The following is a 12,305-nucleotide window of genomic DNA, read 5'->3' as shown; positions in this document are numbered from 1 at the left end:
TTAAATATCTTTTTTTTTCGTTTGTTTGTTTATTTATTCGTTCATCCCACGATCCCACCACCCACAGTGGAATAGGGATCAAAATTATCCCCCGATTTCATATTGTGATTTGATCAAAATAGGAATGTTGATAATAATTAAATTATATATTAAATGACATGCCAGAACTCTTTTTTTGGGGGCTTTCTATTGATACAATTGCAAATCTATGTGTAGGAATTGGAACAGCGATTTTGGCAATTGCTACTTTTCTTTTGGCAAGATACACAAAATCTTCAGTTACTTCTTCAAAAGAACAGCTAGAAATTTTAAGAAATCAATTCAATCTTGATCAAAAAAATTCAGACCAAAAACATGCGTTAGAACGTTTGAAACAAATAATTATGCCTTTAAATGAAGAAATAGGACACGAAATAGGACTAGTTAAAAATGGAGTATATTGTTTTGGAGGAAAAGAACCGAAATTTAACTGTTTGATATTTCCAATTCCTAAAAATAAATATTTCTATGCACCTGAAACAGGTTTAGAGCATAAAGCACTAGAAAATGAGTTAAAAAACCAAATGGTATTAGAAATATCAGGAGATCATCCTAATTTAATCGAACTGCTACAACAACGTTGGGGAATTTATACTTCTATTGCATCCAAAATTGAAATTTTAAAAAATGGGTTAACTACTGATTCTTATAAAAGCGAACTTGAAACTCTTATCCGAAAGGACTCTAATTTTGAACAAATTACGCTTGATGAGGAAGAAGGTATCTATGAGGAACTGTTTGTAATATATGAATACGAAACTTACTTTCATGAAGGGAAGAAATATCATGTTCCGTTAGCTTCAGATTATTTCTCCATTGAAAACCTTATTGAAGCGATTGTTAATCTTGTGATATGTGAATTTTTTAATGTGAGTGAACCCTCCAAAAAACACTTCTTTGATGATGGTTTAGTTGAAGAAACATTAAATATTCGTTCAAAATTTATGGAAATCCTAGAAAAAGATCAATTTGAAGAAACAATTTTAAAAGTCAATCAATCATTTTCTGAACTTAAAGATGTGGATTCAAAAATATGCATAATTCTAGGCAAAATAATATTAGAATACCGTCAAGGTTATAATTTAACCTCAGACGAAATTTTATTCATTTAATTACTGTTTTTTTGGGCTATTTGTTTTAAGAGGTGGGTGAGTGGGTGCTATCCCGCCGATGGAACGTGACTGTGAAACAGTGACGTGGAAGCAGCGCCTCATGGAGCTGGCGTACTATCTGACTGGGAAGAAGCAGTCGGAGAGTTTCATGAAACCGGAGTGTCAGGTTGATAAGGGTTGATATTAATTTTCGACAGTGGATAATAGTCTACGATATATTTAGGTAAAATAAAATGGGAAACTTCTTCGTAACTTAATTGATATTTTGCATCGTTGGTAGAAATGAGTAAGTTCTGTAGAGATTGTGGGAAACGTTTAGGTTTTTTTTCAAAATTATCTGGTGTTGAACGCTGTGAGGATTGCGAGAAGAAATCCCAAATGGTAAACAATACAGTAAAAATAAAATCACCTGATTATATACCACCGATTCAACAACAAGTGAAAATTAACAAAATAATTAGTGGCTCTGTCGGAGGGGAAATTGAGTATTACAAACTCCAAGAATGGTGGCTGAATACATTAACTTCTGACGAACAAAATATACTACTCTCTATTTACAGGCCTCTAGGTTTAAGTCCCGATTCACTTGTACACGGGAAAATCACATCTTCGAGTCAATCCGAGGTTGCATTTTTATCAAATCTATCAGGTTGGGTTAAACAACCTGAATATCGAAGAATTGGGTATAAACTGATTGAGAAAGCAGAAAGTAGTATCTCAAATCGAACGCCAATTATGGATCGGCATTTCTTATACCAGGCAAAAAAGGAGATTTACTATCGCAATCGTGATATGGATGACTTTGCTCTACCTACTGCAATTGAAGCATGCAAACAACAAATTGCACTTTCCAAAAAGGCAAAACAAGCATTTCTGAAAGAATGTGGTCAACTTCCTTCTCATGCGGGATATAAACAGCTCTGCATAATTATGGAAAAGCAAAAGAATTATGATGAGGCGATCCGTCTTGCAAATGAGGCAAAAATGCAGGGTTGGACTGGGGATTGGGATAAGAGAATTGAAAGATGCATGAAAAAAATGAGCACATGAAGAGTATGTGATTCATACACCTTGAAAATGAAATGAATACTAACGGATTCTATTGAAGAATTATATCAATATCTTGAAGAGAATTTCCATAATCCCCATAGTAATGCCATCAACATATAAATGGTTAATACACGGTAGTGCCTTAATCAGAGGTTAATCAAAATTCTCCTATATTTTTTATGACCATTTTTAACAATATCGTTACCTATAATTCCCTCTGTATGAATAAGTCAATAATGAGCCCGACTTTACCCCATTGGAAGGGATTCGACAATATCAAAACTCTAAATCCCCAATTTGATGAGGAATCATTTGATGTTTTATGTTTGCCTGAAAATATCGAAACAACCACTAATGCCGAAAATTATATTGAGACCGCGGAGTCACTGCGTCTTTATAAAATCCTTAAAAGCAAGGGTGTCAATGTTCTTGCTTTACACGATTTTGGCATTAAAACACCGCTGTATGAAAGGCGGTGTGATGACTTGTATTTTGGAACAATACTTGTTAAAGAAATTGCGCTCCCAATCATCGTAACCATCTTAAGTACCTGGATTACTAGTAAATTGTTTAATCCCAAAATCCATTTAAAATTAAAAATACAAAAGCCCGAAAAAATTGTTAGTATAGATTATCTTGGGGATGGGGAGACACTTAATCAAATTTTAAATTCGATAAATCATTCTGAAAATGAAGAGCTTTAAAAAAATAGTTAAACTATTTTATAAAACGGCATCTCGATGTTTGCAGAATATCCAAGATATGGATTACTCGTCTGCATCAAAAAAGGCCAATGTAAAAATTAAACAATGTAAAATGATTATCACGTCTGATGAAAATGCAAGTTCTGAAGCGAAATATGTAGCACTAATTTTTGGTATTTATTTTAGGGGAATTGAAGAATTATCAGAAATTTCTTCAATTGTTTCATCAATGGATTGGATAACACGCCCGAAAGATGTTCAACGCGTTTGGTTTCTACTTCAGAATTGTATTGAACGATTTGAAAGTGTTTTACCAGCTTTGAATTTTCCAAAGGATGTGCGATTTTTTATAGAGATAACTCTTCGAGATGTAAGTACCCAAATTGAAACGGCATATGGGAAGGGAATGTATGTCAGCCCAGAGGTTGTTATCGAAGAATGCATTTGTAGTATATGTAATCAAGATCCTCGAACGTGCTCACATATTGAAAACCACGTATATAATGGAAAGATATGCCGAATCGTCCCAACAAAAATTAAACCCGGTTTTGGTGGCGTAGTTATGACACAGAATCCAAAAGATAAACGTTGTAGAATGTGGCCTTTTGATGCAAAAGAGGATTCAGATGGTAAAGGCCTTACAGTAAGTAATGTTCCAATTCTGATATCATTTAGAATAGACGATTTTCTTGATTGATAATTTAATCGGTCTTTTTTCCCAGCAAGAACGCCGTTAGTCCAATAGTGACATTTTTCAAAACTAACTATAACCCCAACCTCATGTTCGAGGAGTATAATCCGAACCTTGTCTTCAGAGGTTCAATAATAACAGGACAACGATAACCCCCACCCATGATGAGAAAAGAGAGGGAAGAGACTCGAACCCCCAGAATCCTAAGACTGGCAGTTTGCCAGTTTGCCATTAAATCATCAAAATAAACCGTCAATTCGTGCTTTCAGTTTTTCCAGATTTTACACGGAACTATCTAAAATTCTAAATTCCGCTCAAGCATATTTTTATTCAAATTATTACATACACATCGCACACTTTTTCTTTATACTCCCATTCGCCCAATTATCTTCTGTGCACAGGAAACGCTGTCGCACAGGAGTAAAACTCCATGAGAAAAACAGAACCGAAGATAAATCGCAACCACATCCCGGACCCGCACTCTACGCCCATCGCGTTGCCCATCGCGTTGCCCGTCGTCCGTGAGAACCGAATCGCAGAAGAAACACGAATCACCACAGAACGAATCACAGAAGAACAGATTACAGAAGAACAGATTGCAGAAGAAAAAATCGCAGAAGAACAGAACCGGCAGATCATGCCAGAGAGGGAGGTGCGGACATGCAACCCGCAGACCGAAAACCGATAGAAGAAGGCAGCCCCACCACAAAACCCTGCGCCAACAGTGAAATGTCAGGAACTGCCGATGAACAATCGGCGGCTAAAAAGATAAACACCACGAATGATGCAGGGAAGCGCATCAGGGCCGGGCCGGTCCCGCTCTTCCTCGTCCCGCATACACTTTCCACAGAGATTCACGCACACGGCGGGGATATCTCAGAGATTGCAGTCAAACGGACCGGACAGCACGTCTATGCGATTACCCTGACCAAAACGCCAAAAAAGGGCCACAAACAAGGTCACAAACAGGGTAATAAACAGGACCACGAACAGGATAGGGAACATAGCAACAAACAGGCTCACAAACAGGCCCGGAATCAGGGCAGGGAACAGAACAGGAATCCGGGTGGTGCAGATGCAGACTGAACCCGGCACGATCGCCCGCGGGAGAGGGGGAACCCTCTCCATCACCATCGCAGAGGAGACCTATCCCCTCACGAGAGACGACACCCACACCCTGCTCACCTACGGGCAGAGCGTGCCTCTCGCCCGGATCGGGGACAGAGACGTCCGCCCCGACAAAGCCATCTTCGGAACGACCGTCATCGACGGACACATCACCGTCCATACCTCCGGCCGGGCGGTGCTGGTGGTCACCCGGACGGGCCTCTTTTCCGTCCCCCTGGCAAGTTTCCGGCAGGTGGTCCGTGGTGAGGCCGTCTCCGCCCCGCTCTTCCCGGTGATGCCCGACATCATGGGGTGTTTCGTATGAGTGCCAACCAGCCAAAAGACGAACGCTTCCGGGAGATCCGGGACACCCTCTCCCTGCTCTTTTCCGACGGAGCCGTCGTCGAACTCCGGGCCCTCGGCGACGGCGGCGTGCACAGCGGCTACTTCACCGACTTCGATGCGATGGCAGAGCGGGCGGCAGCGATGAACCGTTTCACCGATGTACACGGCATCTATGTCACCCTGAACGAGGTGAACCCGGCCCTCCTCTCCCGGCGGGCGAATCGTGTCAAACAACATCTTTCCCGGAGTGACGCCACCACTGCTGACGCAGACATCTGCCGCCGCCGGTGGCTCCCGATTGACTTTGACCCCGTCCGGCCAAGCGGTGTCTCCGCGACCGACGCGGAACATGCCGCCGCCCTTGAGCGGGCCGAAGACGTTGCGGCCTGGCTCACAAAGAGAGGATTTCCGGAACCAATCCTCGCCGACTCCGGCAACGGTGCCCACCTCCTGTACGCAATCGACCTCCCGAACGATGGCGAGGCCACCCGGCTCGTGAAGGGGTGTCTCACCGTCCTCGATGCCCTCTTCTCAGACGCAACCGTCCACTGCGACACCGCGAACTTCAACGCCGGACGCATCTGGAAACTCTACGGGACAACAGCCAGAAAGGGGGACAGCACTCCTGAGAGGCCCCACCGGAGAGCCCGCATCTGCTCCGCCCCCGATGAGCCGCAGATCGTTTCCGAAGCACTCCTCCGGGAACTGGCCGATGCGATTCCCCGCTCCGTCCCCGCGACCGGCAAACGCCGGGGTTCGTTTGACCTGGGACACTGGCTCACGACCCACGGCATCAGCGTCAAAACCGAAAAACCCTGGCAGGGCGGCACGTTATTCACCCTCGACACCTGCCCGTTCTCCAGCGCCCACACCGACGGGGCGTTTGCCATCCAGTTTGGAAACGGTGCCCTCTTTGCCGGATGCCATCACAACTCCTGCGGCGGCGGCAGCCAGCGCTGGCAGGAACTCCGGGCCATGTATGAACCGGAGCGGGCCGCAGGGAAAGAAAACGGTGGGACGAGACCACCCAAAAAGGAGTCGTCACACCGTTCTGAAGAACCGCCGGAGAATCTCCCATCTCCTCCTCTTCTGCCGGACACCTCAGCGGAAATGCAGGAACAACGCAAACAGGCATTGGAGATTCTTACAAACGGCGACCCGGTCCAGTTCCTCCTTGACGTCTTCCACCGCAACCATGTCGGCGACCAGACGGTCGCCGAGTGCCTGGCGATGTCCGTTGCCTCACAATCAGTGGAGAACACCTCCGGTCTGCACGTTGCCATATCCGGCAACTCCGGCAAGGGCAAGACCCATGCCTGCAATGCGATGCTCCGCCTTCTGCCCGAGGCGTACCGGCTGAAGGGCACGGTCTCGAACAAGGCGCTCTTTTACTACGAAGACCTCCTGCCGGGGACGGTAATTCTCTTTGATGACGTCGCACTTTCAGACGACATGCAGGAACTCCTGAAGTCTGCAACAGCCAATTTCCAGGAACCGGTTGAGCACCGGACGCTCACCCGCGATCGGCATCTCAAGTTATGCAGCATCCCTGAGCGGTGCGTCTGGTGGCTTGCCAAGGTGGAGGCCATCGGAGACGATCAGGTGATGAATCGGATGCTCACGGTCTGGATAGACGACTCAACCGGTCAGGACCGGGCAGTTCTTGCCCATCTGAAACAGGTTGAGATGGGAATGGTGCCTTCGGCAACCAATGACCCGGACGTTCTTGTCTGCCGGGCGATGTGGGAGATCCTGAAAGGGGCCGTCCGGCAGGTGCGTATCCCGTTTGCCGGTCGGATAAACTTTTCAGCGGCCCATAACCGACGCAACCCGGCGATGCTCTTCGACCTGATCAAGTGTCACGCAGTGCTGAACTTCCTTCAGCGGGAGAAGGATGAGGACGGGACTGTCATTTCTACGTATGATGACTTCGTCTATGCCCGGCAGCTCTTTCTTGCGATCAACGGCAATGTCGGCGGGCAGGAGACGAAGCTGACCCGAAACGAGTCGGCTGCCCTTGCAACGATCACCCGGCTGGACCTGCAGGTATTCACCATCCGTCAGCTTCAGGATGCCCTCGGTCTCTCGTATCACCAGACCTATCGGCTCCTGCATGGCTACACGAACAGCCGGTCCACCTATCTGGGTATTCTTGATAAGTGCCCTGCAGTAAGTCTCATTGACGCAACCGTGGCAGAAGAGATCTGCGGCGTGGAGTGTCGCAGGCGTGAACACTACTTCTCCTTTGACCTTCTGCATTATCGGGGATGGTCAGCCCAGGCGGACGTCTGGCTTGATGAAGAAGTGAATGGCAGCGATTCTGATGGAGACGATGATGACGATGGCGGTGATGCTGCAGGTGGTGCAGGGGAGAATCGTATCCTTCCACCCTCTTTGCACCGGAATTCCAGGGATTGCGCAAACAAACCGGAAGCCCATTCTGTCTCTGTTTTTTGTACAGGGGAAGAGAGAGAAGAGAGGCGTACAGAGAGTAAGGAGAGGTTGCACGGATTACCGGTAACACCCGACACCGCGGTATCACCTGCCTCAGTATGGGGGAGTGATGGTGTCTGTGATCACGACGGGAGTGCAAAAGAAGCGGTGAATTCAGTGGTGAATCGGCCGTTGCAGAATTCCGGGCCGCAGACGGGAAATATGAGGTGGAAACCAGATTGCAACACTCCCACAGGGAGCACGAAGGTGCACAAAGGGAGGCCGTCCGGCGCTACCCTGCCCCTGCCTGGCATCCTGGATCATACGTCCTTTCACCGGTCGTCGGTCCCGCTTGGGAGCTGTTCGGTCTGTGGTGAAGGGGCAGCGGTGTATCAGTCCAAAGAGCAGCGGACGAGTATCTGCGAGGCGTGCTATGCCCGGCTGGTTAGGGAGTGGAACCGGGGAGAGGGGGTGGTGTGAGAAGATTAAGTTTATTTGATCATTGGTTCACTATAGAATGATCAAAAGGTATTGCAGATTAAATTCCAGATTGGCCTTATTTCCCAAAATAATATCATAAAATTTTGATGATAAGGAAATTTTGGTATAATCGATAAATATCCGGATAAATCCAAAATATTTTAATAGAATGTGGTAGTTCTACTTAGTAAGTGAGTAAGTCCTCCCTGAAACGAATGATGCTACCTTGAGGTGGATGGGACAAAGTAAGGGAGGGTTCACATCTTCTAATTCTTGAATTCGTCAAAGAAATTCAGCTCCATTATCATTTTATCTTTAATTATATCGTAATATTCAGTTTCATTTAACAGATATTTCCTGTTGATAGCACCCGCAATGAAATCCACTGCCTGAATACAGTATTCTCGTTTTGAGTCTACATGTTTAATTGAAATGAAATTGGCATCATCAATTCCATTCCCCGGATAATCCAGTATTCTGGATGTCACATTATAGTCAAAATCTGATTTTTTCCTACCATAGAGTGACCTGTCTATTACAAGATTAATGGGTTTAACACTGGATGAATGCGCTGAAATTTGGGATATCAAAGAAGCGCTAAGATCAACATAGAGATTCTGATAATTCCCATTTAAATGTGGATCTATCTCTTCTTTTCTAAAATAAGAATAGGCAATAGAAATATTGCAGGTGTTAAGGCATTTAAATACCCGACGTTTTATGAGGTCATTCGAATTGCTGAATTTAAATTCAGACATTTGTTTAATCTCTTTCTTGAGATCATTTTGCCGTATTTTCTTAAAACATCGATGAAAATATCCACAAAAATAGTATTGAGCTTATCTGTTATTATCATTGAGATATATTGGTAATATTTCTCATCCAATGGAGAAAATAATTAAAATTTGAGAATATTTGAAACATTTCACCGTTTGGATTATTTTGCTACAGGGGTAAATTTAGATCTCGGCTAAAATGGTGCTAAAAGGGGGAAGAAACGGGATTCCCCTCACTTCTGTCCCTCCCACGGCATCCTGGATCATACGTCCTTTCGCCGGTTGCCGGTCTCGCTCGGGAGCTGTGATGTCTGTGGTGAGAGGGCGGCATCACTCCGAAAAACAGCGGACAAGTATCTGCGAGGCGTGCTATGCCCGGCTGGTTAGGGAGTGGAACCGGAGAGAGGGGGTGGTGTGAGAACAAAATAATGGGTTTATCAAACCCGGCGAAGAACAATAAACACCACATTCATAAATTGATGGAATGTGAATGATCATGTAAGAACAATAAAATATAAAGTCGCATTTAACGTAAAGCAACACCACATTATTTGTGTGATCTATAATGGCAGATCTCCAGTACTCCCCAATACAAGAGGTAGTTTGTGAATTCAGATTCTCAAAAGATACCGAATGGAAGGGAGATCTTGCTTCAATTTTATACGATAAATTAAAGGATGATTTTCCTGAAAAGAAACAAAAAATCAGCCATAAATTAGAATTAAAAGCCAATGTAAAAGGGATAGAAAGTCAAAAAGCCGAACCTGTCTCCAATGATATATTTCTCAGCGAAGACGGTAAAATCCTTATTCAGATATATCCCCGGATGATTTCAGTTAACTGTCTTAAACCGTATCCATCCTGGGAAATCTTCAGCCAGAAAATTGATCAGGTCTATAGTACACTACAGGAAATTGTTGAAATAAAAGAAATTGATCGAATTGGATTGTTATACATTAATAAGATAGAAATTGAGGACAAAAAATTCGAATTAAGAGACTATTTTAATTTCTATCCTCACGTATCCCCCCAATTCCCTCAGGACGTCGCAAATTTCATTGTTGGATGTGAATTTGTCCACAAAAACGGAGCTGAGTTGTCAAAACTGGATTTGGGAAGGACATTCCCCTCAAAAAAAGAGAGCAATGCATTTCTGCTCAGAGAGGAATATTATACAGCACCGAACTACTCTGTCCGGCCGGAAGATGCAATTGAATGGATCGAGAATGCACATATGGAGTTAAAAAAGCTCTTTAATGGATGCATTACTGAAAAAATGAAAGAATCATTCAACGAGATAAAATAATGTATTTGAATCAGTCTTCAGTCTTATTGCCATTTGGTCAACAGGAATAGAAATTCAGATTCCCGGAAGAATGCTTTAATGAAATTGAGGATTCTGATCCCTGGCTAACAAAGCTATGGAAACTTTTCATCCGTCTCTTTGGCAATGCCTATTCTGATTCAGGGCAGGAAATGTTTCAGGAGTTTGCAAAATTATTCTTTTACGAAATGTGTTCTGACACAATTAGTTCCTACTCTTCAATTGAAAATTCATTATTTGGATTGAACACGTATCTGGGAATTGAATTTCCAAATGTAGATGAAGTGGTTGATTACAGCGTGAGAAATCCTGGATTCTATGATGTGTTGCTCTATGCTTCTATTCTGACGAAAGAAAAATTCGGGGAGGGATCAGAGATTTCTGTTGAACTATATCATGATCCGGAATTTAATGATGAATATGTTTCCATATATGTCCGGCAGGATTCGTATGACGATAATATTTTAGATCAGATTGAAACTGTCTGCGACGAATATGAAGAGGCGTTAACAAATACTTCAGGCTGGTTATTGGTAACAACGGATTTTAAACCAAAATCATTCTAATCATGTCTTTTCAATGGTCTCATTATATTGGAATTGCACGTTTTCTTTTAAGAAATATTGATGATATTAACGAAGAGGCCGCTTACCGCAGTGCTATCAGTCGTGCTTATTACGCCGCGTTTTGCCATGCAAAATATTATGCAAAGGATAATTCTGGATTTATACCGGAAAACACTGCAGATGATCATTTAATTCTGAGAGAACATTTCCGAACATCGGGAAAATCCGATATTGTGAGGAGCCTTCAACGACTTCGGGAATGGCGGAATAGTAGTGACTATAATGACCCCTCATACAAAGCAAATGAACAAATTGCCCGGCAGGCAATACGCCAGGCAGAAACAGTGATAAATAAATTAAATTGAATTCATTTCTCACGCAAGGCAATTGAATAGTAGTGTTTCAATTTATGTCTGCACAATTTTCCATCAACCCGGGATCAAACCGGAGTTCAATCTCGTGTGCATTCCCTTTCGCGGCCCGCTGGCGTATATCGATGAGCCGGAGATCAGAGAGCCTCCGAAGCCAGCTACGAAAAGCGGTATAGGAGATGTCCCGTGTCTCTTTGAATGACTCATAGAGGATGCGGGAGGTGAGTGATGCCGTCTGTTCCTCCTGTTTCATCTGAATAATATGGGAGAGCAGCCGTTCCGGACCCGGTTTCAGCCCCTCTATGAGAAGAGTGAGGTGGGCACCGCGTGCGGTTTCATAGGCGGTGTTGACGTTGTCTTCCACGACCGAGATATGGGCATCCCGTTCGGCAGTGAGAACGGAATGTTTCAGGAGGTCGATGCCGACCCGGAGGTCCCCTGCCTCCATCGTGAGGGCAGTGATGTGGTCCAGGATGCCGGGCGGGATTACTCCCTGATAGAGACCCATCCGGATACGATCCTGCAGGATGCTCCGAACCTCATCTTCTCCGTAGGGGGAGAAAAGGATCTCATCGGGCTGCCAGACGGAGATCACCGCCGGGTCGAGGACGGTGAGGGGGCAGAAGGAATGGTCGCTGATGGTGGTGACGACGCCGGTCTTCACCCCCGGATAGTTCTCATACATCCGGACAAGGGAACGGATCACCACGTCGAACTGCCCCGTCTGGCTGAGATAGTTGGCGTCGTCCAGGCAGACGATGAGGACTGCCTCCCGCCGGATGAGTTCCGCTGCGATAGGATCGGTGAGCCGCTGGAGGGGAATGCCGGAGAGCGGGGGCTGCTGCCCGAAGAGCCGCTCAAAGACGGCTGCAAAGACACGGAAGGCGGTACCCACGCTCTCGCAGTTGACGAAGACGGGCACTACACAGGAGGAGGTCTCCTCCAGTTCGCTGAAGATTCTCCGGACACAGGTAGTCTTCCCGGTCCCCGGCGGCCCGCGAAGGTTTGCGTTGATGGGGCTTGCCCCCTGCAGGGCAGGGCTGAGGGCTCCGGCGAGTTGCCGGAGCTGGATGTCACGATAGTGGATGGCGTCAGGTGTATAATTGAACTCAAAGACCTCGGGGTCGCGGATGAGTGTCTGGTTGTACATGAGATAGTGCTGCGACATGGTGAGGGGTCGGGGTGCGGGGTGATATTGGTTGAGCGGGCGGGGGGTGAAAATGGTGATTGTCTCAGGCGAAACACTCATGTGGCCATGCACGATACCAATATCTTGTCAATAAAGGGGTAATTGAATATCCGTAATA

14 protein-coding genes are annotated in these 12,305 nt (G+C 45.3%); 12 read left to right on the top strand and 2 right to left on the bottom strand.

Annotated features, from left to right (window positions below; all coding sequences use genetic code 11):
• Positions 1-158 precede the first annotated feature (158 nt).
• The 9 genes from OU421_RS08165 (at position 159) to OU421_RS08125 (ending at position 7,961) form a co-directional block, all read left to right on the top strand.
• Positions 159-1,151 (top strand): hypothetical protein, encoded by a 993-nt coding sequence (locus OU421_RS08165; RefSeq protein ID WP_268185603.1) that lies wholly within the window; start codon positions 159-161, stop codon positions 1,149-1,151.
• A 58-nt stretch (positions 1,152-1,209) separates the two neighbouring features.
• Complete coding sequence (locus tag OU421_RS08160; RefSeq protein WP_268185602.1) at positions 1,210-1,332, top strand: hypothetical protein; 123 nt, start codon at positions 1,210-1,212, stop codon at positions 1,330-1,332.
• A 101-nt stretch (positions 1,333-1,433) separates the two neighbouring features.
• Complete coding sequence (locus tag OU421_RS08155; protein ID WP_268185601.1) at positions 1,434-2,201, top strand: hypothetical protein; 768 nt, start codon at positions 1,434-1,436, stop codon at positions 2,199-2,201.
• 236 nt (positions 2,202-2,437) lie between these two features.
• On the top strand, positions 2,438-2,905 hold the full coding sequence (locus OU421_RS08150; protein WP_268185600.1) for a hypothetical protein: 468 nt from the start codon (positions 2,438-2,440) through the stop codon (positions 2,903-2,905).
• Positions 2,892-3,602 carry a hypothetical protein gene (locus OU421_RS08145; RefSeq protein ID WP_268185599.1) on the top strand — a complete coding sequence of 237 codons (711 nt, stop codon included), beginning with the start codon at positions 2,892-2,894 and terminating at the stop codon, positions 3,600-3,602. Before OU421_RS08150 ends, OU421_RS08145 begins: the two co-directional genes overlap by 14 nt.
• A gap of 424 nt (positions 3,603-4,026) precedes the next feature.
• Complete coding sequence (locus OU421_RS08140) at positions 4,027-4,284, top strand: hypothetical protein (RefSeq protein WP_268185598.1); 258 nt, start codon at positions 4,027-4,029, stop codon at positions 4,282-4,284.
• Positions 4,257-4,682: a hypothetical protein gene (locus OU421_RS08135; protein WP_268185597.1), complete on the top strand. Its 426-nt coding sequence runs from the start codon at positions 4,257-4,259 to the stop codon at positions 4,680-4,682. Before OU421_RS08140 ends, OU421_RS08135 begins: the two co-directional genes overlap by 28 nt.
• Positions 4,672-5,028, top strand: a complete 357-nt coding sequence (locus OU421_RS08130) for a hypothetical protein (RefSeq protein ID WP_268185596.1) — start codon at positions 4,672-4,674, stop codon at positions 5,026-5,028. The genes OU421_RS08135 and OU421_RS08130 overlap by 11 nt, the downstream gene beginning before the upstream one ends.
• Entirely contained in the window at positions 5,025-7,961 is a 2,937-nt protein-coding gene (locus OU421_RS08125) for a hypothetical protein (RefSeq protein ID WP_268185595.1), read from the top strand. The genes OU421_RS08130 and OU421_RS08125 overlap by 4 nt, the downstream gene beginning before the upstream one ends.
• Before the next feature lie 266 nt (positions 7,962-8,227).
• Here OU421_RS08125 and OU421_RS08120 read toward each other — a convergent pair whose 3' ends face one another.
• On the bottom strand, positions 8,228-8,755 hold the full coding sequence (locus tag OU421_RS08120) for a DUF3800 domain-containing protein (RefSeq protein WP_407659799.1): 528 nt from the start codon (positions 8,753-8,755) through the stop codon (positions 8,228-8,230).
• A 547-nt stretch (positions 8,756-9,302) separates the two neighbouring features.
• Here OU421_RS08120 and OU421_RS08115 point away from each other — a divergent pair.
• The 3 genes from OU421_RS08115 to OU421_RS08105 all read left to right on the top strand — a co-directional run bounded on the left by OU421_RS08115 (position 9,303) and on the right by OU421_RS08105 (position 10,992).
• Positions 9,303-10,043: a TIGR04255 family protein gene (locus tag OU421_RS08115; protein WP_268185594.1), complete on the top strand. Its 741-nt coding sequence runs from the start codon at positions 9,303-9,305 to the stop codon at positions 10,041-10,043.
• A gap of 170 nt (positions 10,044-10,213) precedes the next feature.
• Positions 10,214-10,627, top strand: coding sequence for a hypothetical protein (locus OU421_RS08110; RefSeq protein ID WP_268185593.1), 414 nt, complete (start codon positions 10,214-10,216; stop codon positions 10,625-10,627).
• A 2-nt stretch (positions 10,628-10,629) separates the two neighbouring features.
• Positions 10,630-10,992, top strand: a complete 363-nt coding sequence (locus tag OU421_RS08105; protein WP_268185592.1) for a HEPN domain-containing protein — start codon at positions 10,630-10,632, stop codon at positions 10,990-10,992.
• A gap of 37 nt (positions 10,993-11,029) precedes the next feature.
• Here OU421_RS08105 and OU421_RS08100 read toward each other — a convergent pair whose 3' ends face one another.
• Positions 11,030-12,247, bottom strand: coding sequence for an ORC1-type DNA replication protein (locus OU421_RS08100; RefSeq protein WP_268185591.1), 1,218 nt, complete (start codon positions 12,245-12,247; stop codon positions 11,030-11,032).
• Positions 12,248-12,305 lie beyond the last annotated feature (58 nt).

The sequence above is a fragment of the Methanogenium organophilum genome, from assembly GCF_026684035.1.
GTDB classification, from domain to species: Archaea; Halobacteriota; Methanomicrobia; order Methanomicrobiales; family Methanomicrobiaceae; genus Methanogenium; species Methanogenium organophilum.
The sequence above is the reverse complement of the archived record's forward strand: the minus strand, read 5'-3'. Positions and strand labels throughout refer to the sequence as shown.